Annotated in this window: 21 protein-coding genes and 1 pseudogene; 2 read left to right on the forward strand and 20 right to left on the reverse strand. The window is 74.8% G+C overall.

All coding sequences use genetic code 11. The annotated features are described in order from the left end of the window. Nucleotides 1–32: 32 nt before the first annotated feature. From Mco01_RS28540 to Mco01_RS28580, 9 genes are all read right to left on the reverse strand, one after another. Nucleotides 33–434, reverse strand: coding sequence for a pilus assembly protein TadG-related protein (locus tag Mco01_RS28540; protein WP_204059947.1), 402 nt, complete (start codon nucleotides 432–434; stop codon nucleotides 33–35). Between the two features lie 137 nt (nucleotides 435–571). Continuing rightward, nucleotides 572–1,054: a TadE/TadG family type IV pilus assembly protein gene (locus Mco01_RS28545; protein WP_239103972.1), complete on the reverse strand. Its 483-nt coding sequence runs from the start codon at nucleotides 1,052–1,054 to the stop codon at nucleotides 572–574. An 83-nt stretch (nucleotides 1,055–1,137) separates the two neighbouring features. Further along, nucleotides 1,138–1,524: a TadE/TadG family type IV pilus assembly protein gene (locus Mco01_RS28550; RefSeq protein ID WP_239103973.1), complete on the reverse strand. Its 387-nt coding sequence runs from the start codon at nucleotides 1,522–1,524 to the stop codon at nucleotides 1,138–1,140. 38 nt (nucleotides 1,525–1,562) lie between these two features. Then, nucleotides 1,563–1,775: a Flp family type IVb pilin gene (locus Mco01_RS28555; RefSeq protein WP_036328198.1), complete on the reverse strand. Its 213-nt coding sequence runs from the start codon at nucleotides 1,773–1,775 to the stop codon at nucleotides 1,563–1,565. After that, nucleotides 1,775–2,731, reverse strand: coding sequence for a type II secretion system protein (locus Mco01_RS28560; RefSeq protein ID WP_204059948.1), 957 nt, complete (start codon nucleotides 2,729–2,731; stop codon nucleotides 1,775–1,777). Before Mco01_RS28560 ends, Mco01_RS28555 begins: the two co-directional genes overlap by 1 nt. Next, nucleotides 2,728–3,657: a type II secretion system F family protein gene (locus Mco01_RS28565; protein ID WP_204059949.1), complete on the reverse strand. Its 930-nt coding sequence runs from the start codon at nucleotides 3,655–3,657 to the stop codon at nucleotides 2,728–2,730. Before Mco01_RS28565 ends, Mco01_RS28560 begins: the two co-directional genes overlap by 4 nt. A gap of 34 nt (nucleotides 3,658–3,691) precedes the next feature. After that, on the reverse strand, nucleotides 3,692–5,008 hold the full coding sequence (locus Mco01_RS28570) for a TadA family conjugal transfer-associated ATPase (protein ID WP_239103974.1): 1,317 nt from the start codon (nucleotides 5,006–5,008) through the stop codon (nucleotides 3,692–3,694). Then, on the reverse strand, nucleotides 5,005–5,790 hold the full coding sequence (locus Mco01_RS28575) for a CpaE/TadZ family protein (protein WP_239103975.1): 786 nt from the start codon (nucleotides 5,788–5,790) through the stop codon (nucleotides 5,005–5,007). The genes Mco01_RS28570 and Mco01_RS28575 overlap by 4 nt, the downstream gene beginning before the upstream one ends. 1 nt (nucleotide 5,791) lies before the next feature. Further along, a complete protein-coding gene (locus tag Mco01_RS28580; RefSeq protein ID WP_204059950.1) occupies nucleotides 5,792–6,484 on the reverse strand; it encodes a hypothetical protein in 693 nt (230 codons plus the stop codon). A 598-nt stretch (nucleotides 6,485–7,082) separates the two neighbouring features. Here Mco01_RS28580 and Mco01_RS28585 point away from each other — a divergent pair. Next, nucleotides 7,083–12,020: a type VII secretion EssC family protein gene (locus Mco01_RS28585; RefSeq protein ID WP_204059951.1), complete on the forward strand. Its 4,938-nt coding sequence runs from the start codon at nucleotides 7,083–7,085 to the stop codon at nucleotides 12,018–12,020. A gap of 89 nt (nucleotides 12,021–12,109) precedes the next feature. On the opposite strand, the gene Mco01_RS28590 is transcribed toward Mco01_RS28585, so the two are convergent. Beyond that, nucleotides 12,110–12,382, reverse strand: coding sequence for a WXG100 family type VII secretion target (locus tag Mco01_RS28590; RefSeq protein ID WP_036328213.1), 273 nt, complete (start codon nucleotides 12,380–12,382; stop codon nucleotides 12,110–12,112). 134 nt (nucleotides 12,383–12,516) lie between these two features. Between Mco01_RS28590 and Mco01_RS28595 the strand changes: the two genes are divergently transcribed. Continuing rightward, nucleotides 12,517–13,239: an SDR family NAD(P)-dependent oxidoreductase gene (locus Mco01_RS28595; RefSeq protein ID WP_204059952.1), complete on the forward strand. Its 723-nt coding sequence runs from the start codon at nucleotides 12,517–12,519 to the stop codon at nucleotides 13,237–13,239. A 48-nt stretch (nucleotides 13,240–13,287) separates the two neighbouring features. On the opposite strand, the gene Mco01_RS28600 is transcribed toward Mco01_RS28595, so the two are convergent. The 10 genes and pseudogenes from Mco01_RS28600 to Mco01_RS28645 all read right to left on the reverse strand — a co-directional run. Further along, the gene (locus tag Mco01_RS28600) at nucleotides 13,288–14,250 is read right to left on the reverse strand and encodes a hypothetical protein (RefSeq protein WP_204059953.1); all 963 of its coding nucleotides are present in this window, start codon (nucleotides 14,248–14,250) and stop codon (nucleotides 13,288–13,290) included. Beyond that, the gene (locus tag Mco01_RS28605) at nucleotides 14,247–14,978 is read right to left on the reverse strand and encodes a hypothetical protein (protein ID WP_204059954.1); all 732 of its coding nucleotides are present in this window, start codon (nucleotides 14,976–14,978) and stop codon (nucleotides 14,247–14,249) included. The genes Mco01_RS28600 and Mco01_RS28605 overlap by 4 nt, the downstream gene beginning before the upstream one ends. A gap of 11 nt (nucleotides 14,979–14,989) precedes the next feature. Next, on the reverse strand, nucleotides 14,990–17,800 hold the full coding sequence (locus tag Mco01_RS28610; RefSeq protein ID WP_204059955.1) for a bacterial transcriptional activator domain-containing protein: 2,811 nt from the start codon (nucleotides 17,798–17,800) through the stop codon (nucleotides 14,990–14,992). A gap of 4 nt (nucleotides 17,801–17,804) precedes the next feature. Beyond that, on the reverse strand, nucleotides 17,805–18,242 hold the full coding sequence (locus Mco01_RS28615; protein ID WP_204059956.1) for a TadE/TadG family type IV pilus assembly protein: 438 nt from the start codon (nucleotides 18,240–18,242) through the stop codon (nucleotides 17,805–17,807). Then, complete coding sequence (locus Mco01_RS28620; protein ID WP_204059957.1) at nucleotides 18,239–18,730, reverse strand: TadE family protein; 492 nt, start codon at nucleotides 18,728–18,730, stop codon at nucleotides 18,239–18,241. Before Mco01_RS28620 ends, Mco01_RS28615 begins: the two co-directional genes overlap by 4 nt. Nucleotides 18,731–18,993: 263 nt before the next feature. After that, nucleotides 18,994–19,440, reverse strand: a complete 447-nt coding sequence (locus Mco01_RS28625) for a TadE/TadG family type IV pilus assembly protein (RefSeq protein WP_204059958.1) — start codon at nucleotides 19,438–19,440, stop codon at nucleotides 18,994–18,996. Between the two features lie 13 nt (nucleotides 19,441–19,453). Next, nucleotides 19,454–19,690: a hypothetical protein gene (locus Mco01_RS28630; protein ID WP_204059959.1), complete on the reverse strand. Its 237-nt coding sequence runs from the start codon at nucleotides 19,688–19,690 to the stop codon at nucleotides 19,454–19,456. Nucleotides 19,691–19,706: 16 nt separating this feature from the next. Then, nucleotides 19,707–20,627, reverse strand: coding sequence for a type II secretion system F family protein (locus tag Mco01_RS28635; RefSeq protein WP_204059960.1), 921 nt, complete (start codon nucleotides 20,625–20,627; stop codon nucleotides 19,707–19,709). After that, on the reverse strand, nucleotides 20,624–21,544 hold the full coding sequence (locus tag Mco01_RS28640) for a type II secretion system F family protein (protein WP_239103976.1): 921 nt from the start codon (nucleotides 21,542–21,544) through the stop codon (nucleotides 20,624–20,626). Before Mco01_RS28640 ends, Mco01_RS28635 begins: the two co-directional genes overlap by 4 nt. Next, a pseudogene (locus tag Mco01_RS28645) lies at nucleotides 21,541–21,944 on the reverse strand (CpaF family protein); the annotation flags it as partial. The gene Mco01_RS28640 and the pseudogene Mco01_RS28645, both read right to left, overlap by 4 nt.

Here is a 21,944-nt window from a genome sequence, read left to right on the forward strand (position 1 = left end):
CGCGCCCACGGCACGGCGGAGGCGGCTTCCGGTCACGCCTCCCCCGGATCCGGCGCGGCCGTCGCCGTCGCCCGCATGTCCGATCCGGAGAAGCCGAGGACGGAGAGGAAGAAGGCGTCCCAGTGGACCGACACCCCCACCGTCACCTCGGCCTGGCCGCCACCCGTGGTGCACTCCGTCATATGCGCGCCGTCGACCTCCTGGGCGCCGACGATCTCCTCGGCCCGGCCGCACACCGCGCTCTCGTCCGCCATCAGCCGCACCTGGCCCGTCGACCGCAGGACCTCCGTGTCGATCCGGTCGGCGGCTGCCCGCGCGGCCTGCTCCGCGATGTCCGCCGCCTTGAGCCGCGCGTTGATCGCCGCGCCGCCGTCGACCAGCAGACCCGCCAGCAGGAACACCACGACCGAGAAGATGACCACGAAGACCGACATCGATCCGCGCTCCCCCGCCGGTCCGCCGTACGGACCCGTCCTGGCCGGGGCCGCGGAGGACGGCGGCGAAGGTGGTGGGAATCCGGCGACGGCGGGCCCTCCAGGAGGCCGCGGGGGTGTCACACCGCCGACGCGGGTCATTCGACCCTCCGGAACTGCTCCAGGGGCACCACCGCGCTGCCGGACATCCGCTTGCCCGCGCCGAAACCGAGGAAGTCGAGGTCGAGCTCGCACGTCACGGTGGTCTTCACCACGCCGCCCTCCCGCCAGTCGGTGCCCGACATGCTCACCTGCGGCGAGCAGTCGCCCGACAGCGACGACTCCGCCGCGTCGGAGGCGGCCGACTCGGCGTCCGAGAGGGTCCGCTGCACAGAGGCGGCCCGCGCCGCGTCCCTGGCGGCGCCGTTCACCTCGCCCTGCGCCTCCACGATCCGGCCCGCGCCCACCAGGAACATGAGGAACAGCAGGAAGAGCGGGGCCAGCATGACGGTCTCCGCCGTCATCGAGCCCTGCTCATGGCGCTCGCTCCGCTCGCGCGGGCTCGGGGCGCCCTTCTTGGCCGCGTCTTCCCTCGTCGCGCTCTGGTCGCTACGCTCCCGCGCGCTCCTCAGTCCAGACACGGCCGCGCCCCTCCCCTGTTCATGGCCGCGCCCCCGGCGCAGCGGGCTCGGGGCGCCTTTGAGGCCCCTCGCGTGCGGGGCGGTCACTGGCAGTCTCCGGTGCCGTCGTCGGGGCGGAAGCACTCGATGGGACCGCCGAAGTGGGACGTGATCGTGAACGTGACGGACGGCAGCAGCGGCACGACCTGGACCGCGCTGCCGGACACGTCGACGCCTCGCTGGTCGCCCTGCTCCCAGGCCTTGACCTGCGCGTTCTTCAGCAGCTCCGGGCCGACGGCCTGAACGATCTGCAGGGCCTTCGCCTCCGCCTCGCCCTGCCAGCCGTCCGAGTCGCCGGCGGCGCGGGCGACGCGGGCGCCCTCGCGGGCCGCCGCGTCGGCCACCTGCCGGCCGTGGAACCACATCGTGACCTGCACGACGAGCAGCACCACCGCGAGCACGACCGGCATGATCATGGCCAGCTCGATCACAGTGGCGCCGCGGTCACGGCCACGGGAGCGGGGGCGTGTCACTTGCCTCCGCCGCCTCCGAAGTTCGAGGTGATCTCGGACTCCTTCTGCGTGACGAGCGTCTTGATGAGCGTCGCGAGGCCGAGGGCGACCCCGGCGATGATGGCCGTGATGATCACCCACTCGACGGCCGAGGCGCCCCGCGAGGGGGCGTTGCGGGCGCGGTCGATCCGCACGTGCAGCACGGCGACCAGGTAATGGAACCAGAGCATCAGGACCCCAACATCTTCATGGCTGCCGGATAACTGAGGAAGATCACGAAGCCGGCGCACAGCAGGAGCTGGGCGACCAGCATCGACTGGGACCGCTCGCCCGCCTTGCCCTCCACCTCGGCGAGCTCGCGGCGGCGGAGGGTGGCGGCCCGGGCGGTGAGCGAGGCGCGCACCTTGGCGCCGTCGTCGGCGACGAGCCCGAGGGCGGCCGACAGGTCGCGCAGCTCGTCCACGTTGATCTCGTCGCCGAGCTGGCCGAGGGCCTGCCAGGGGGTGATGCCGACGATGCGGGCGTTCGCCAGCGCCTCCCGGATGCGCTCCATCGCCCAGTTGGACCCGGGCGGCGGGCCGGAGCCGTTGGCCGGCAGGCTGACCGGGCTGCCGACGGACACGGCCGTCATCAGCGCCTCCGGGACGCCCCTGCCGCCCGCCAGGTTCATCGCGACGAGGTCGAGGAACGCGCCGACCGCGTGACGGAAGTCCCGGCGGCGTACGGCGGCGTCGCGGCGGATCTGCACGTCGGGCAGCATGAAGAACACCACGCAGACGACGAAAGCCGACCAGAAGGGCACCTGGAGCGGCACGTCCCAGCCCATCACCGCCAGCCATCCCACGAGGATCGGGAACGCCACCAGCCCCGACACGGCGAGCAGGACCTTGGTGGCGAGGAACCCCTCGAACGACTTGCCGAGCAGCGCCAGGTCGGCCCTGATCGAGCGGGCCTCCCAGCCCCGGGCCGCGTAGAACCGGGCCATCCGCAGGCCGAGGCTCCGGCGGAACGGGCTGACCTGCTCGTCCGCGGCGATGAGCGGCGCCCGGGGGGCCTCGGTGCCGTTCCTGGCCAGGTCGAGCGCGGCCAGCCGGGCGATCAGCCCGGGCCGAGGCGGGAACAGCGCCCGCAGCAGCAGGAAGAGCCCGAGGCCGAGCACGCCTCCCGCCAGCACGGTGCCGATCACGAGACCACCTCCTGGACGCCGCCGCGGCCCTGCTCCGGCACCGCCGCGGTAGGGGCCGGCCGGTGGTAGGGCGCGAGGATGCGCGCGGGCTTGTCGAACCGGGCGAGCCGCCGCATCCAGGCGAACCCGGCGCCGAACAGGCCCGCGACCACGACGAGCACGGCCTGCCCGAGCAGGGAGTCGTACTCCTCGACGTACGAGCGGTTGAACACGACGAGCGCGGCCGCGAAGGCGAGGGCGGTGCCGACGACGATCTGCACGCTCTTGCGGGTGGACCTGCGCTCGGCCTCGACCCGCCGCCGCATGTCGAGCTCCTCGCGGGCGGAGACCGCGAGCGCGGACAGCACGTCGCGCAGGCCGGGCCCGCGCAGGCGCGAGTTGAGGATGAGCGCGGCCACCACCAGGTCGGCGGAGGTGTCGTCGAGTTCGTCGGCGAACATGCGCAGGGCGTCCGCGAGCGGCATGCGGGTGTGCAGCCGGTCGACCAGGGCCCGCAGATGGGGCTGCAGCATGGGCGCGGCGGCGCGGATGGACGACGGGATGGCCTGTTCGAGCCCGGCCGCGCCGGCGATGGTGTCGCGCAGGGACTCGGTCCAGGCGGCCAGGCCCTCCAGGCGGCGCATGGCGGCCCGTTCCTCGGCGGCGCCGCCGGTCAGGCCGCGCCAGGCCAGCACGAGCAGCACGGCTCCCGCCGCGACGACGGGCCAGCCGGTGGCGGCGAGCACGACCACGCCGGTCACGGCGGCGACGGCCGACCGGGTGGACAGCGTCCGCAGCAGCCGCCTCCGCCGGTCCGTGCCGTCGGGCCCGGCGGGCCGGGGGCGCAGGCCGTAGACGGACAGGGCGAGCAGGAAGAGCCCGCCGCCGGCCGCCGCGCCGGACAGCAGCACGAAGGGGTCGAGGACGCCGGGGGGGAGCAGCGGCATCACGGCCTCCCGGATGAGGGGGGAACGGGTGCGGTCATCGCCACGCTCCCTGCGCCGGGTCGTAGCCGTGGTGGGCGAGCTCGTCGACACAGGAGATCGGAGCGTGCGGCACGACCCGGTCTCCTGTCGATGTGAACACCTCGGAGGACAGGACGCGGCCGTCGACGCCGGTGACCTCGCGCACGCTGGAGACGAAGCGGCGCAGTGTGCCGCCGCGGTGGTAGTCGTTGCGTTTCTCGATGAACACGACGAAGTCGATGGCCCCGGCGATCAGCATGTGCGTCGCCTCGATAGGCAGCCGCTCCTCGGCCTGCAACGCATACGTCGCGATCCGGTTGAACACCTCCATACTGGAATTCGCATGGATCGTCGACAACGACCCGTCGTTGCCCTGCGTCATCGCGTTCAACATCGTCACGATCTCATCGCCCAAAACCTCACCCACGATCACCCGCGAGGGGTTCATCCGCAGCGACCGCCGCACCAGCTCCGCCATCGTGATCTCCCCCTGCCCCTCCGAGTTCGGCAGGCGCTGCTCGAAGGCCACCACGTTCGGATGCAACTCCGGAAACTGGTCCAACCCCAGCTCCAGCGCCCGCTCCACCGTGATCAACCGCTCATTCGCCGGGATCTCGTTGGCCAGCGCCCGCAACAACGTCGTCTTGCCCGCGTTCGTCGACCCCGCGATCATGATGTTCTTCCGCGCCGCCACCGCCGCCGACAGGAACCGGCCCAGTTCGGGAGTGAGCGTGCCGTTCCCGATGAGGTCGCTGAGGAAGACCTTGCCGAGGCGGGCGCGGCGGATCGACAGCGCCGGACGCACGGTGACGTCCATGACCGCCGACAGCCGGGAACCGTCCGGCAGGCGCAGGTCCAGCTGCGGGTTGGCCGTGTCGAACGGCCGCGACGACAACCCCGAGTACGCCGCGAGGATCTGGATGAGCTCGATCAGCTCCTCGTCCGACTCGGCCACGGGGTCGTGCATGAGCTCCTGGCCGTCCGCGTAGCTGACGAAGACCCGGTCGCACCCGTTGACGTCGATGTTCTCGACCTCGGTGTCGTCGAGCAGCGGCTGGAGGCGGCCGACGCCGAACAGGGCGGCGTGGATGCCCGCGGCGAGCGCCTCCTCCTCCTCGGCCGTCGGCGGGGTGCGCCCGACGCCGATCTCGTTGCGGGCGTACTCCTCGAGGACCTGGGCGATCAGGGCCCGCGCGAACTGCCGCTCGTCCTCCCCCGTCATCGGGGGCAGCCCGCTCGCCTGGTCCAGCCGCCGCTGGTGGGCCAGCCGGTCGCCGACCTCCTGCCGGAACCGCTTCACCAGCCCGTGGTCCACCGGCCGCCGGCCGCTCACGGCCGCACCCCGTTCGACGGCTCCTGGCTCTTGGGCTGCGGGACCGGCCGGTCGCCGGCGGCCACGTGACCGGCCAGGCGGGCCGCCAGCTCCCGCGCCGTCCGGATGAGCAGGCTGCGGTCGAGCCGTCCGCCCCACTGGCCGCGCAGCAGTTCGGCGCCCTTCGGGTCGTACGCGAGCCCGCCGACGAACGCGACGTCCCACCCGGAGACGATGCGCCGCACCTCCTCCAGCGAGGCGCGGTACGACCGGGGGTCGGCGATGACGACCACGCCGACCGGGCGCCCGATCAGCGTCAGCCGCTCCCGCAGGTGGGCCACGTGGTCGAGGCTGGCCCGGGTGAGCAGGACCACCTGGTCGGCCTCGGCCACCAGGTCGTTGATCTGCGGGTGCAGCCCGAGGCGTCCGCAGTCGGCCAGCACGTCGGCGTGCGGGAACGCGACCAGCGAGCGGCCCAGCGGGCCCCACAGCCAGGTCAGGCCCGCCGCCTGCTCGCCCGTGGTCAGGCCGACGAGCACGTCGAGGCCGCCGACGAGCTTCTGGGTGTGCTCCTGGATCTGGTCGCCGTGCAGCCCGCGGCGCGCGACCGCGCCCAGGCTGAGCAGGCCCCTGCCGGTGTTGAGCATGCCGCCGTCGGCGCCGGGGAGCCGGTAGGCCAGGTCGCCTCCGGAGGGGTCGCACTCGGCCAGCAGCACCGGGCGGGGCCAGACGGCGCCGAGGGCGGTCGCCGCGGTGGTGACCCCGGGCGCCCCCTTGTCGGCGGCGAGGACGATGAGCGCCACGTCACTTGGCTCCGGGAAGCTCGATGAGGGCGATCTCCCCGCTGGAGGCGTACAGGGCGACGGTCGGCGCCACCGAGGTGTCGACGACGACCGAGACCAGCCCGCTGCCGCTGCGCTCCGCGGAGCCCACGCTCTCGACCCGGGCGGCGGAGGCGAGCACCCGCTGCTGGGCGGTGGAGGACCCCCGGCCCGCCGACGGCACGTAGATCACCTGGACCATGTCGCCCTTGATGAGCCCAGAAGGCACCTGCCCGGCCTTGAGCGCGAGCCCGACGATCGCCTTGCCCGGCCCGACCTCGTCGCTGTCGGCGCTGACCATCTGCTCCGTGAGCAGGGTGCCCGGCAGCAGCGTCACGGCGGCGTACGTCTTCACGACCCGGTCGCTGAACCGCCAGGGCACGTAGTCGATGCCCGTGTCGGCGATCTGGACCTCCTGGATCGCGCTCGCCGGGATGAGCTGGCCCGCTCCCACCTGCTCCACGATCCGCACCGCCGACACCCGGTCGCCGCTCCGCATGACCAGCAGCGTGGCGGCCAGCGAACCGCCCAGGATGAGCAGGACGGCGAGGGCGGCGAGCGCCGGCTTGCGCTCCCTCGGCGGCACGGGCAGCTTGCGGGAGGCGGGCCCGGAAAGGCCCGGCCGCTCGCCCACCGGCGCCCGGCCGTCGTGCGAAGGCTTCTCGCTGATCCTCATGGGTGGGGGACTCCCAAGAATGATCGCGCCCATTGTTTCGGGCCGCACCAATGTGTTTACGGTCTTGCTGTTCGCTCCGAATTCACCACATTATGGGCAGCTTTCGGCGTTCTCCGTGCCGCGAAGCGGCGACCCATGCTTATCCGTTAGGAATACGCCTGTCAACGGCAGTGGATCTATCGCCATTTCTGCACATCGCTATCCCATCGCGCAATTTAGTGATAGTAGCTATTCACTTCCATCACACCGATCACATCCTTCACAACGATCCTGACATTGCGGTCCGCGCGGAACCCTCCGGCATCCCGAGCCACAGAGGGCATGCCCGTCCACAACCTCCGGCGGGAGCGGACACCTTTACCGATTACGGAAAACAGCGGAATGCGCGCGGGCGCCTGACTACGGTGTCCCCCCGGAGAACATCGCGGGCGGGAGGCTCGTCCGGCCGCCTGCCGGTACGCGTGATCTTCACGTCACGGCCCTGAGATGAAACGCTTTGCCCGAAGACGTTCTCCACCCCCGGGGACTTCGCCGAGGTCCTCCCGAAGAAAAGCAGCCGGTTCGCCTACGCCGGGAACCGCCGTCTGGGAGCCTGCGCATGCGGATTACGCTCACCGTGGTCGCCGAGCACGGCCGGCGTGACGTGATGGTCGAGGGCGACGAGGCGACGACGGTCGCCGCGCTCGCCGCCGCGCTCGACGGCGCCTCCGGCCGGCCCGCCAACGTCGTACGGCTCCCGCGCGCCCGCGCGCCGTACGACCTCGACCGGGGGCAGCCCGCGCAGCCCGGGACGGGCGCCAAGCTGTGGCTCGACGGGCGGCCGCTCGACCCGGACGCCGCGGTGTTCGGCCTGCTGCGCGACGGCGACATCGTGGCCCTGGACGGCCACGTGGCGGCCGCCACGATGACGGAGGAGCCCGACGGGCTGGTCGAGGTCCGCGTCGTCGGCGGGCCGGGGGCCGGGGCGGTCCACCGGCTCGGGCTCGGCGCACACACGTTGGGCTCCGACCCCGCCTGCGCCGTCTCCGTGCCCGACCCCCGGATGCCGCCGGTCGCCGCCGTGATCCGCCTGACCCCCGGCGCGCTGACGGTGGAGCCGGCCGGACAGGAGGACCGTCCCGCGCCGGCCGGAGGGCCGTTCCGGGTAAGAGGCGCCGGGCGCGACGGGACGAGTGGCGACGGACCCCGGGACGCCCTGGACGGCCCCCGGAACCCGGCCGGCGGCGACGAGACGGCCCGGCTGGACGGCGCGGCGGTGACCGAGGCCGTGCACTGGCCGGCCGGAGGCGTGCTGGCGTGCGGCGGCTCCGCCTTCTCCGCCGGGCCGGTCGAGCCGCCGGACGCCCATCTGGACGCGCTGCCCGACGGCGGGCTGGCCTACAACCGGCCGCCACGCCTGCAGCGGCCCGACCGCCGCCGGCGCGTCACGGTTCCGACCGAGCCGAGGCGGGCCGAGGGCATCCGGCTGCAGGTGCTCGCGGCGCTGCTCCCCGCGGTCCTCGGCCTGGTCATGGCCGTGGCGTTGCACCTGTGGTACTTCCTGCTGATCGCCTTCATGACCCCGCTGATCATGCTTGGCCAGTGGGCCGGCGACCGCAGGCACGGCAGGAAGAAGCACCGCCGGGCGCTCAAGGCGTACCGGGAGCGGCTGGCCGCGTTCGAGGAGGAGGTCGCCCGGGCGGTCGAGGAGGACGAGGCGGCCCGGCGGAGCGGCGCGCCCGACCCGGCCGAGGTGCTGCTCACCGCGACCGGGCCCCGGCGGCGGCTGTGGGAGCGCCGCGTCCACGACCGCGACGCCCTGCGCCTGCGGGTGGGCCTGGCCGACCTGCCGGCCGACCTGGAGTACGAGCCCGAGACCGGCGCCCCGCCGGACGCGCCCCGGCCCGAGCCGCCGTCCTGCCTGAACGTCCCGGTCGCGCTCGTCATGCGGCGGCTCGGCGTCGCGGGCCTGACCGGGCCGCGCCGGGTGGCGCTCGGCTGCGCCCGCTGGCTCGTCGGGCAGGCCGCGGCCCTGCACAGCCCCCGCGACCTGGCGATCGTCGTGCTGTCCGCCCACCCCGACAGCGCCGAGCAGTGGGGCTGGGTCCGCTGGCTGCCCCACTGCGTCCCCGACGCCTCCTCCCGCGGCGGCTCGCTGACGGCCGACTGCGCGGCGCTGGTCGCCGCCGACCCCGAGTCGGCCGCCCGCCGCGTGTCGGAGCTCGCGGCCCTCGTGGCCGAGCGGCTCGACGCCGAGGGCCGGGGCGGGCCGTACGCGGAGGTCCTGCGCGGGACGCGGCTGGGCGGCGGCCCGGCCGGCTGGGAGGACCTCGGCCGCTCGGAGCCCGGCCCGGCGGGCGAGGCGGGCTTCACGGCGTACGACGAGCGGCCGTACGACGTGTTGGTGGTCCTCGACGGCGCCCAGGTGCTGCGCGGCCTGCCCGGGATGCCGCAGGTGCTCCGGCAGGGCCCGCGCGCGGGGGTCTACACGATCGCCCTCGACGCCGACGAGCGGCTGCTCCCCGAGGAGTGCGCGACCGTGGTCTCCTGCGACGCCGCGGGCGCGGTACGGCTGCACGGCGGCGGCCTCGACCCGATCGACGGGATCCGGGCCGACCAGGTCTCGGCGTCGTGGGCCGACCGCCTGGCCCGGGCGCTCGCCCCGCTCCGCGACGTGAGCAGGGACGACCCGGCCTCGGCGCTGCCCGACTCGGTCCGGCTGCTCGACCTCCTGGGGGCCGGGGCGGCGGTCCCCAGCCCGTCGGAGCTGGCCGAGCGGTGGGGCAGGTCCACCCGGGCCGTCATCGGAGTCGGCCCGGAGGGCCCGTTCGAGGTGGACCTCGGCAGGGACGGCCCGCACGCCCTGGTCGCGGGCACCACCGGCGCGGGCAAGTCGGAGCTGCTCCAGACGCTCATCTGCTCGCTGGCCGTGGCCAACCGGCCCGACGAGATGACGTTCGTGCTCATCGACTACAAGGGCGGCGCCGCCTTCAAGGAGTGCGTACGGCTCCCGCACACCGTCGGCATGGTGAGCGACCTCGACGGCCACCTCACGCAGCGGGCCCTGTCGTCCCTGGCCGCGGAGATCAGGCGCAGGGAGCGGCTGCTGCTGCGGGCGGGGGCCAAGGACGTCGAGGAGTACCAGCGGCTGCGAGCCCGCGGCGCCACCTGGGTGCTGGGCTCGGGGGGCGTCCGGCAGGGGCGCGGGCACGGGATCTTCGGCGCCCCGGTGCCGGAGGAGGCGGCCGAGCCGGGCGAGCCCCACCCGCCGCTGCCCCGGCTCGTGCTGATCATCGACGAGTTCGCGGCGCTCGTGGCCGAGCTCCCCGAGTTCGTCGACGGCCTGGTGGACATCGCCCGGCGCGGCCGGTCGCTCGGCATCCACCTGATCCTCGCCACGCAGCGGCCCGGCGGCGTGGTCACGGCCGACATCCAGGCCAACACCTCGCTGCGGATCGCCCTGCGGGTGACCGACGCCCGCGAGTCGTCCGATGTGATCGACGGGCCGGACGCGGCCCACATCTCCCGCTCGACGCCCGGCCGCTGCTTCGTCCGGGCCGGGTCCGGGCATCCGGTCGCCGTCCAGGCCGCGCGGATCGGCGGCCGCACCCCGGGCGGCCGCGGCGCGGACGGGCGGCCCCGGGCCGGCGAGGACCTGCGCGTGGTCGACCTGCCCTGGCCGTCCCTCGGCCATCCCCTCGCTCCGCCGCCCGCGCCCGCCTCCGCCGACACCGACCTCGCGCTGCTGGTCGAGGCGCTGAGGGAGGCCGGGCGCGGCGTGCCCCGCCAGCCCAGCCCCTGGCTGCCGCCCCTGCCCGACCGGGTGGTCCTGTCCCCCGGCCCGTCGGTCCCGGCGCGGACGCGACCCCGGTACGGCGAGCACGACGGCGCCGGGGACGGCCGGCTGCTGGAGGCCGCCCGGCCGTACCGTCCCGGAGCCGAGGAGGTGCCGGCCCTGCCGTACGGGCTGGCGGACCTGCCGTGGGAGCAGGACAGACGGCCGCTCTCCCTCGACCCGCGCCACGGCGGCCACCTGCTGGTCGCGGGCGCGGCGCGCAGCGGCAGGTCGACGGCGCTGCGCACGATCGCGGGCTCGATCGCGGCCGGGGCCTCGCCGGAGGACGTGCACATCCACGCCGTCGACTGCGGCTCGGGGGCGCTGCTGCCGCTCGTCGGCCTCCCGCACTGCGGCGCCGTGGTCACCCGCGACCAGCTCGACCGGGTGGAGCGGCTGCTGACGCGGCTGCGGGCCGAGGTCGGGCGCCGCCAGCACCTCCTCGCCGAGGCCGGGTACGCCTCGCTGGCCGAGGCCAGGGCCGCGGCCAGGTCGCGGCGGCCGGCCGGCCCCGCGCCGGGCGTGGGGCGGCTGCCGTGGCTGGTGCTGATGGTCGACCGGTGGGAGGGGTACGTCGCGGCGTTCGAGAACTACGACTACGGGCGGCTGGTCGACGCCCTGCTCCAGCTGCTGCGCGAGGGACCGGCCGTCGGGCTGCGCGCGGTGGTGACGTCCGACAGGTCGGGCCTGCTCGGGCAGATCTCGACCGTCTTCGACGACCGGCTGGTGCTGCGGCTGGCCGACCCCGCCGATTACGGCCTGGCCGGGTTCCCCGCGCGGAGCCTGCCGGCCGCCATGCCCCCCGGGAGGGCCCTGTCAGCCGGGGAGCACGGCCTGGTGGAGAGCCAGATCGCGCTGCTGGGCCACGACCCGTCCGGGCCGGCCCAGGTGGCCGCCCTGCAGGAGCTCGGCCGCTCGGCGGCGGCGCGGTTCGGCGGCGAGCCAGGCCGGCCAGGGCCGTGGGTGTGGCCGTCGGAGCCGCCGCTTCGGGTCGACGCGCTGCCCCCGCGGATCACCGCCGGGCAGGCGTTGGAGCTCGCGCCGTCGTTCGAGCCGCCGTCGCCGCTGTGGGCGCTGCTCGGCGCGGGCGGCGACGCCCTCGCGCCCCTCGGTATCGACCTGCTCGGCCAGGGCCCGGCCGCCGTGGTCGCCGGGCCGCCCCGGTCGGGCCGCTCGTCGTGCCTGCTCACGGCGGCCCGCTCGCTGCTCCAGAGGGGGACCCCGGTGCTCGTCGTCACCCCGCGGCGCAGCCCGCTCCGGGAGCTCGCGGGCGCGCCGGGCGTGCTCGCCGTGCTGGACGGCAACGCGCGGAGCGTGACCGGCGGCGGGACGGACGACTTCGGCGGGCTGCCGGGCGCGCACGACCCGCTGGCGCTGGTCGCCGGGCGGGACAGGTACGTCGCGATCGTCGACGACGCCGAGCTGATCTCACCCGACTCGGCGCTCGGCCTCGCCCTCGACGAGATCCTGCGCGGCGGCCGGGACGGGGAGCACGGGATGCTGCTGGCCGGGACCACCGGCGACCTCGCGACGGCCTACCGGGGCTTCACGGCCGAGGCGCGCAAGGCGCGGACCGGGCTGCTGCTGTCCGTCCAGAGCCCGGCCGACGGCGACCTGTTCACCGTCCGGCTGCCGCGCGGCGCGGTGGGCGGCCCTCCGGGCCGCGGGCTGCTCGTGATCTCCGGGACCGTGACGCCCGTCCAGGCCGCCGTACCCGCCTGATCGCGGGGAGTCGGGCCGGGAACGACGCGAGGCCGCCCTGACGCGGGGGACGGCCTCGGCGGGACGGCCCTCGGACGGGCCGGCGTGGGTCAGCGGGTGGCGGACTCGATGTTGCCGCGGTACGTGGTGATGACCCGGGAGGCCTCGTTGAGCTCTTCGGACATGCGCTGGAACGCCGCGCGGTAGCTCTGCCAGGCGTCGTGGAAGCGCTGTGCGCCGGGGCCGGTCCAGGCGGTGCCGACCTTGGCCGCCTCACGGTCGAGGTTGGCCATCGTGGCGCGAACCTGGTCCGCCTGCTGGCTGAACTGCGCGGCCATGCTCTGCATCTCCGCGGGGTCGCCGCCGAGCAAGCTGTTACTCATCCAGTCACTCCTTCATCGACAGAGGGGCCGCCCTCACGGTAAATCTCCAGTCAATCTTGTGAAGTCGTTATGCCGAGCGGCTATGACCGCCCGGGCCGGGTATTCGTAGATATCCGGCAAGGAGGGTGGAGATCATGCGTGAAGTAGTGGTGACAGGCGGCGCGACGGGGATCGGCTACGCGATCGCGCGGGAGTTCACGCAGACGGGCCACCGGGTGACGATCACCGGCCGGCGCGAGCATGTGCTCAAGGACGCGGCCCAGCGGCTGGGCGCGCGGTACGTCGCGTTCGACGCGGCCGACCCGGTGGCGGTGGAGGGGGCGCTCCCCCTGCTTCCGGAGACCGTGCACGTGCTCGTCAACAACGCGGGGGGAAACACCGACCTCGATCGAGAGGCGGCCGGCGACCTCGCCTCGGTGGCGGAGGCGTGGCGGGCCAACCTGGAGGCGAACCTGCTGTCCGCCGTCCTGGTGACCACGGCGCTACTGCCGCGCCTCGGCGACCGTGCCCGGATCGTCAACCTCGGCTCGATCGCCGCGCGCGGCACGGGCTCCGGGTCGTACGGCGCGGCCAAGGCGGCCCTCGAGTCGTGGACCGCCGACCTGGCCGCCGAGATCGGGCGGAAGCGGGGCGCCACCGCCAACCTGGTCGCGCCCGGCCTGGTCGTCGACACCGAGTTCTTCCGGGGACGGCTCGACGACGAGGGCGTGCGCCGCCGGGTCGAGGCCACCAGGAACGGCCGGGCGGGCACGCCGCAGGACATCGCCTCCACGGTCGCCTTCCTGGCCTCGCCGGCCGCCGGCCACATCACCGGCCAGGTGATCCACGTGAACGGCGGCGCCCACCTGGGCCGCTGACCGGCCCGGCCGCTCCACGCTCCCGGCGCCGGGAGCGTGGAGCGGCGCTCACTTCGTGACCGTGGACTGGATCTCGTCGACGACGACGGTCTGGGAGGTGGACATGAGCGCCGGATCGGGCGCGAGGTTCACACCCCCGACGTTCGTGGCGATGTCCCAGACCTGCGTGACCGTGATCCGGTACGGCCCGCCGATGGAGGCGTGGCTGAACCGCACGGTGCACCCGGCGTCGGGGTCGGCGCCCTGGCTGAAGCGCGGGCAGGTGGCCCGGCCGTCCCGCACCTGGGCGCCGGGGTCGCTGACCGAGATGTCCACCCGCACCGGCGTCGCCGTGATCGTGGCCGACAGGTTCGTCCCCTCGACGTACGCGGTGACGTCGAGCTGCCCGACGCGCGGCGTGCTCACCCACGTGGGCAGGCCGACGTAGCTGCGGTTCACGCCGTTCCTGGCGGGCGGGTTCAGCCGGAAGCGCGGTTTGGGCAGCGTGAGGTTGGCCCGGGCGATGAGGGCGAGGTCCATCGGGTCGATGATCTTGTCGCCCAGGGCGGCCGGCGGCTGCGCGCCGACGTAGATCCAGAAGGGGTCGGTGCTGACGTAGCAGTTCCAGCCGGCGTCCGTGCCGTCGTCGGTGAGGAACCAGAAGATCTTGCCGGGCTCGCCCTCGTGCTCCCTGATCTTGGCGAGCATCTCCTTCTGCCAGGCGGACGCGCCGGCCTGGTCCTCCGGGCCCTGGTGGTGCCACACGAAGTAGACCCGCTGCACCCAGTCGAACATCTCGTCGTAGGTGTACTGCGGCTGGTACCAGCAGTGCGGCGGGTCGTAGTCGACCTGCACGCTGGGTTTGCCCCGGTAGCCCGAGCCCTTGATGTGGACGAGCGACTTCACGTACGCGTAGTAGCTGCCGTTCCCGTCGCCGCCTCCCCCGCCGCCGGGGTCGGCGTGCGCCGGGGCCGCGGCGACGAGCGTCGCGAGGACGGCGGCCGCCACCGCGAGGAACCTTCGTATCGTCATCGGCACTCCCTGCCCGCGGGGCTCGTGACGGGGACGGACTGGTAGGCGCGGATCCGCCAGCCGCCCGCCTGCCCCGGGACCATCATGATCCGGATCTTGTACCGCGATGTGTCGTGCTGCCCGAACGTCCAGCTCACCCGTCCGGTCGTGAGGTTCTTGGTGCCCGCGCGGGTCTCGTCTCCGCAGCCCGCCAGCGTGACTCCGCCGGCGTCCGCCGCGACCACCCGCACGTCGTGCGCGCGGACCACGCCGACCGGCCGGACGCCCTCGGCCCTCCATTCGCCCACGACCCGGGCGAACAGGCCGGTCCCGTAGGCCTCTGTGCCGGGGACGATGTACTGGAGGTAGCGCTCGTCGCGCCCCGCGGTGGTCACGGCGTACCACCACGCCCGCCAGAACTCCCCGAACGTCCGCACGGCCCCCGCCGCCTTCGCCGGCGCGCCCGACGTCGCCACGACGACCCTGAAATCACGCGGGAACGGGAAGGACGGCCGCCCCGTGCGTACGGGCGCCGGGGTCGCCGGGCCGGGGGTGCTCCCGCCCGTCGCGCCCGTCGGGGCGGGCACGGCCGAGACGGTCGCTCCGGCGGGCGGCGGCCGGTAGCCCTGGGACGGCCCGGGGGCGCACCCCGCCGCCAGCACCGCCATGAGCGCGGCCACCGGCGCCGCCGTCCCGCGGCCCGGCGGACGCCGGCGGACGCCGCGGGCGGGAGGCGGGTGGGGGGTCACGGCGGGAGCTCCTATCCGGCGGCCCGGACGGGGGCGGGCAGGAGCTCCTCGATGAGCGCCTCGGTCTCGGGGACCAGCCGGCCCTGGTACGGGGAGGAGGCGGCCCGGCGGCGCAGGGTGGTGACCCAGTTCCGCAGGGTCGCCCCGTCACCGGTCGCGTGGGCCGCCCGCAGCAGCTCCCGCCACAGGCCCTCGTCCTCCTCCGACAGGCGCAGCCCGGCCTGCGCGGCCGTCATGGCGCCCCAGGCGTCGCCCGACTCCAGGCGCAGGCGCGACAGCCGGCGGGCGGCGTCCGACACCCGGGCCGAGGCCTCGTATACCAGGCCGTCGCCCGCCAGCCACAGGTAGCGGCCGGGCGGCCGGCCGTTCAGGAGCGGGCCGCGCACCATGTCGAGCGCCCGGGTCAGGTGCTCGGCCTCCCGCGCCGGCTCCGTCCTGGCCAGCCGCATCAGCTCGCGGAACGCCAGCCAGTCGACCCGCACCTCGGGGCCGAGGTGGAGCCGGCCGTCCTCGTCCGCGTACAGGTTGGACCGCCCGACGCTGTCGGCGCCCAGCCACTGCCGCGTCCGCTCGATCGCCGCGTCGCGCACCGACGCCTCGACGCCGCGCGGCCACAGCGCCCCGGCCAGCACCCGCGGGTGGACGCCGCCGGGATGGGTGGCCAGGTACGCCACCAGCTCGGCACACAGCGCCAGCCGCTCCTCCTCCAGCGGCCGCGGCGCGAGCACCTCCACGGACCCCAGCACCCGCACCTCCACGGCCGGGCGGAAATTCGGGTGGAGCTGCGCCGCCGCCGGCCCGGACGGCTCCGGGTCGTCCATGACCACCTCGTCCCGCCCGGCGCTGCGGAACAGCTCGATCACCTGCGCGTACTGCTGCTCCGGAAGGAGCTGGCCGCGCACCTCCAGCCCGAGCGCCCGCACCTCGGCCCGGCCGTCCGGTGACAGCTCCCAGGCCCACGACGAGCCGGGGACGTCGTCGCCCGCCACCAGGTAGCCGGAGGACAGCCGGGTCCCGGTCCTGGCGAGGTCGGCCAGCCGCGCCGCCTCATCGGGGGCCGGCGGCGTCGCGCTCAGCAGGTAGACGGGCATCCACGCCTCGCCGTACACCCCCCGGCACCGGCCGGTCAGCACCGAGTCGAGGCCGGACGCCGCCAGCGCCCGGCGCACGTCGTCGGTGCGCGCCTCCAGCTCCGGCAGGGCCTCGGCCAGCGTGGGGAAGACGCTGATCCGGTCAGGCGCGATCAGCGACAGCTCCGCGCCGAACCCGACGAGGACCAGGCGCATGTGGTCCGACCAGCGGTTGGTCGCGAGCTCCACCGCCAGGGCGGCCAGCGCCGCGGCCACCACGTGCGGACGTCCGCGCAGGTTGATCAGGCCGTGCGCCGCCTCGAGGTCCACCAGCACGCGCCCCGCCTCGCTCGTGCCGAGCGAGACCAGCCCCGGGTACGGCGCCAGCACGTCGGGCAGATCGGGCAGCCGGTGCCCGTCCGCCGCCGTGAGCCGCCAGATCCGGCCGCCGTCGACCGCCGCCCAGGGCGCCGGGGCGTCCCGGTCGGCCGGGTGGATCCACAGGTCGAGATGGGTCCGCGCGAGGAACGCCGCGAACACCGTCGGCGGCGTCCGGCCCTGCGCCGCGAGCGCCTGGCTGAGGTGGCGCAGCCCGACGTCCAGCAGCCGCGACCCGTGCACGTCGGCCCCCAGCAGCAGGGCCATCTCGGCCAGGGCCGCGTCGCCCTCGGGATGCGGCAGCCGCCGCCCGAAGGCCCGGTTCCACAGCTGCGTCCGCCTGCGGCTGCCGAGAGCCGCCAGCAGCCCGGCCGCGGCGAGCGAGGCCGCCGCCAGGAAGTCCGGCCAGGCGGCCGCGATGTCCGCCACCGGCGACTCCGGCGCCTGCTGGCGCCCGCGCTGCACATCCCGCACGTGCTCGCGGATGTCCTGCGTCATCTCCGGGTCGGCCGGACGGCCCGCCTGCTCCGCGTGGCCGCCGTCCGGAGTGGTCGCCCGGCCGCCGTCCACCTGGTCGTAGTGGGTGCGCCCGTCCAGCTCGGACGGCTTCCCCGGGTGGTCGTGCAGCGTGGCCGGCCGGTCCTCGTCGATCGGCACGACATGCACGTTGACCGCGTCGTCCGGCATGTCGAGCACCCAGCCCGGGCGGATCAGGTCCGCCATCTTCAGGCGGCTGCCGTCCGGCTGCTCCCGGTGCTCGTTGAGGTGGTAGATCTCCCGGTAGCGCCGGCCCTCGCCGAGGCACTTCTCCGCGATCTCCCACAGGCTCTCGTGGTGGCGCCCCTCCGGCGGCTGGACGACGTACACCTTCTTCGTCTTCTTGACCGGCGCGAGCACCTCCTTCTCCGGCGCGGGCGCCTTCTCGCGCACGTCCGACACCGTGTGCTGCGGCGCCGGCGGGGCGACCAGCGTGCTCACGACCGGCGCCACCACCGCCGTCGCCGTGAACAACAGCAGCGCCGCCGTCACCAGCCGGTGCGCGAGCGCCTGCGGCCCCCGCGCGAACGGCACCCGCGCCGGCACCCCCACCCTGCGGATCCCCGCCCACAGCTCGACCAGGACGCACGCCACCAGCTGCAGCCACGCCAGCCAGACGAGGATCGACAGCATGTCGAGAACGGTGCTGAGCCCCACCTCCTCGGTGAGCATGCTCAGCGAGAACCCGCCGTCCGGGATCGGCGACCCCAGGAACCGCCCCAGCGCGTACGGCACGCCCGCCAGCAACCCCGCGAGCGCCAGGATGGCCAGCACCCCGAACGCGACGTCCGACGCCGTGCGCTGCGTCCTGATGTGCACGGCCTGCCGCGGTGACATGCGGTCAGCCTCCCTGTCCCGTGTCCGGCCCGGCCGTCGCCTCCGCGTCCCGGGTGCCCCCCTGCACGCCGAACACAGCCAGGAAGTACGCCTGCCAGGGCAGCCTGACCCCCACCGTCACGTGCTGGTCGTCCGGCACCCGGCAGCTCAGCAGGACGACGTCCGCGTCCCCGTGCGCCGCCACGATCGCCCGCGCGGCCGCGCAGGCCGTCCCCGCGTCCGAGATCCGCACCACGCCCGTGCTCAGCAGATGGTCCTCGTCGATCGTGTCCGCCCCCGCCCGCGCCGCCTGCTCCGCGATGTCGGCCGCCCGCAGGTAGGCGTTCATCATCGACGACAGATCGACCAGGATCCCCGCCAGGCCCAGACCCAGGAACGCGAACCCCACCATGAACACCGACAGCGAACCGCGCTCCCCGCGCGTCCTCCCCCGGGCCCTCATCCGATCCTCCGGAACCGCTCCAGCGGCACGACCGACGTGCTGCTCATGTGCAGCGTCGGCGCGAACCCGAAACCGCTCACCGACCCCAGGTCGACGTCGCAGCCCACCTCGACCCGCACGTTCCCGCCCTGCTCCCAGTCGCTGCCGCCGAGACTCACACTCGGGCCGCCCCGGCAGTCGAGCCCCGCCCGCGCCGCCCGCGCCGCCGCCTGCTGCGCCGAACCGAAGTCCCGCTGCACCGACGCCGCCCGCGCCGCGTCCCGCGCCGCACCGTCCACCTCGCCCTTCGCCTCCACGATCCGGCCCGCCCCCACGATGAACAGCAGAAACAGCAGGATGACCGGCGCCAGCACCACCGCCTCCACGGCCATCGAGCCCTGCTCCTGGCGCTCGCTCCGCTCGCGCGGGCTCGGGGCGCCCTTGAGGCCGTGTCTTCCCTCGTCGTTCGGAAGCTCGTCCCTCGCTTCCTCACTCCTCAGTCCAGACACGGCCGCGCCCCTCGCGTGTTCATGGCCGCGCCCCCGGCGCGGCAGGCTCGGGGCGCCCTTCTTGGCCGCGTCTTCCCTCGTCGCGCTCTGGTCGCTACGCTCCCGCGCGCTCCTCAGTCCAGACACGGCCGCGCCCCTCCCCTGTTCATGGCCGCGCCCCCGGCGCGGCAGGCTCGGGGCGCCCTTGAGGCCCCTCGCGTGCGGGGCGGGCGCCGTAGGGACCGGGCACGGGCCTGAGGTTGCGGCCCTCGGGCGCGGGGCGGTCACTGGCAGTCTCCGGTGCCGTCGTCGGGGCGGAAGCACTCGATGGGACCGCCGGAGCGGGCGTTGATGGTGAAGGTCATGCCGGGCAGCAGCGGGACGGCCGCGGCGACGTCGCCGGTGACGGTGACGCCGCGCTGGTCGCCCACCTGCCAGGCGCGCACGGTCGGGTTCTCCAGCACCTTCTTCCCGATCAGCGCGACCCGCGCCCGCGCCTGCGCCTCGGCCGCCCGCTGCCAGTCGCCGGCGTTCGCGCCGACGCCGGCCGCCCGGGCCACCCGCGCGCCCGCCCGGGCCGCGCCGTCGGCGATCTGGCGCGCGTGGAACACCAGCGCGAGCTGCACGATCAGCAGCATGACGACGAGGACGACCGGCATGATGATGGCGAGCTCCACCGTGGACGCGCCCCTGTCAGGGGCCGCCCCGCGCCGGCTCGCCGTCACCCTCACCGATCGCTCCCCGTCAGTTCTGCCCGGTGCCGCCACCGCCGCCGAAGTTGCTGGAGATCTCGGCCGACTTGCTGCTCACGAGGCTCTGGATGAGCGTCGCCAGCGTGAGCGCGACCCCGGCGATGATGGCGGTGATGATGACCCACTCGACGGCGGAGGCGCCCCGCGACGGCGCCGTGCGGGCGCGCCGCACCCGGTCGGCCAGCAGCGCGCGGAGGTAGACGACGGCGGGATATTCGGACGGATTCATCGGCGTGATCCCCTTTTCATGAACCCAGCATTTTCATGGCGGCGGGAAAGCTCAGGAACACCAGGAAGCCGGCGCACAGCAGCAACTGCGCGACGAGCATCGACTGCGAACGCTCGCCTGCCTGGCCCTCGACCTCGGCGAGCTCCCGGCGGCGCATCGTCTCCGCCCGGGCCGCCAGCGACTGCCGCACCTTGGCGCCGTCCTCGGCGACCAGGCCGAGGGCCGACGACAGGTCGCGCAGCTCGTCGAGGTTGACCTCCTCGCCGAGCTGGCCGAGGGCCTGCCACGGCGTGATGCCGACGATGCGGGCGTTCGCCAGGGCGTCCCTGATCCGCACCATCGCCCAGCCCTCGCCGAGCGAGGACGCCATCATGAGCGCCTCCGGGACGCCGCGCCCGCCCGCGAGGTTCATCGCGACGAGGTCGAGGAACGCCCCGACCGCGTGCCGGAAGTCCCGCCGCCTCGCGGCCGCGTCGCGCTTCACCTGCAGGTCCGGGAGCATGAAGAACACCCCCGCGACCAGCAGCGCCGACCACAGCGGCACGGTGAGGCTGACGCTCCACCCCATCAGCGACATCCACGCGGCGAGGATGGGCGCGGCGAGCAGGCCGCAGGCGCCCAGCAGGCACTTGGTCGCGAGGAAGCCCTCGAACGACCGCGCCAGCAGCGCGAGGTCGGCCCGGGTCGACCGCAGCTCCCAGCCGCGGGCGGCGTAGAACCTCTGGGCCGACTCGCCGAGCCGCTGCCGCAGCGGGCTCACGTGCTCGTCCGTCGTCACCAGGCTCACCCGCGACACGCCGTTGCCCTGCCGTACGGCGTCCATGGCCGACAGCCGGGCGGCGATGCCCGGACGGGCCGGGAACAGCGCGCGGACCAGCGCGAACAGGCCGAGGCCCATCAGCGCGCCCGCGAACAGGGCCGTCGAGACGCTCGTCATCGCGCGGGGACCTCCTGCTGGGCGTGGGCGCCGAACGAGTCGGGCACGGCCGCGGCCGGTACGGCGGTCCGGGCGAGCAGCCGCTCGGGCTTGTCGAACCGGGCCAGGCGGCGCATCCAGGCGAAGCCGGCGCCGAACAGCACCGCCACGACCATCAGCACGAGCTGACCGAGCAGGCCCTGGTACTCGGCGACGTACGACGGGTTGAAGACGATCAGGATGGCGGCGAAGCCGAGCGAGGCGCCCACGACGATCTGGACGCTGCGCCGGGTGGACCTGCGCTCGGCTTCGACCTTGCGGCGCACGTCGAGCTCCTCCCGGGCGGAGCCCGCGAGCGCCCCGAGCACCTCCCGCAGGCCCGGGCCGCGCAGCTTCGCGTTGAGGATGAGCGCCGCGATCACCAGGTCGGCCGAGGGGTCGGCGATGTCGTCGGCGAAGCGCTGCAGCGCGTCCGGCATCGCCATGCGCGTGTGCAGCCGGTCGACCAGCGCCCGCAGGTGGGGCTGGAGGACCGGCGCCGCCGCCCGTACGGACGCGGGGATGGCCTGCTCCAGGCCCGCAGCCCCGGCGATCGTGTCGCGCAGCGACTCGGTCCAGGCGGCGAGGGCCTCCAGGTTGTGCATGGCCCTGCGCTCCTCCGCGGCGCCGCCGGTCAGGCCGTGCCATCCGACCACCAGCAGCCCGGAGCCGATCGCGATGACCGGCCAGCGGGTGACGGCCAGCACGACGGCCGCCACCACCGCGGCCAGGCCGAGCCGGGCCGACAGCCGCCGCAGCCGCTGCCTGCGCTCCTCCGTGCGGCCGGGGGCGGCGGGCCGCGGCTCGACGCCGCGGGCGAACGCCCCGAGCAGGAACAGCCCTCCCCCGGCGGCCGCGCCGCCGACCAGGGCCAGCCCCACCAACGCGACGCCGTTCACGCCCACGCTCCGTAGCTCGGGTCGTAGCCGTAGTGGGCCAGCTCCGCCGCGCACGAGACGGGCGCGTGGGGGACGGCGGCGCCCTCCGGCCCGGGGGCGAACACCTCGGACGACAGGACGCGGCCGTCGACGCCGGTCACCTCCCGGATACTGGCGACGTACCGGCGCAGCCGCCCGCCCCTGCCGTAGTCGTTGCGTTTCTCGATGAACACGACGAAGTCGATGGCCCCGGCGATCAGCATGTGCGTCGCCTCGATCGGCAGCCGCTCCTCCGCCTGCAACGCATACGTCGCGATCCGGTTGAACACCTCCATGCTGGAATTGGCATGGATCGTCGACAACGACCCGTCGTTGCCCTGCGTCATCGCGTTCAACATCGTCACGATCTCATCGCCCAGAA

Source organism: Microbispora corallina (assembly GCF_016863035.1).
Classification (GTDB): domain Bacteria; phylum Actinomycetota; class Actinomycetes; order Streptosporangiales; family Streptosporangiaceae; genus Microbispora; species Microbispora corallina.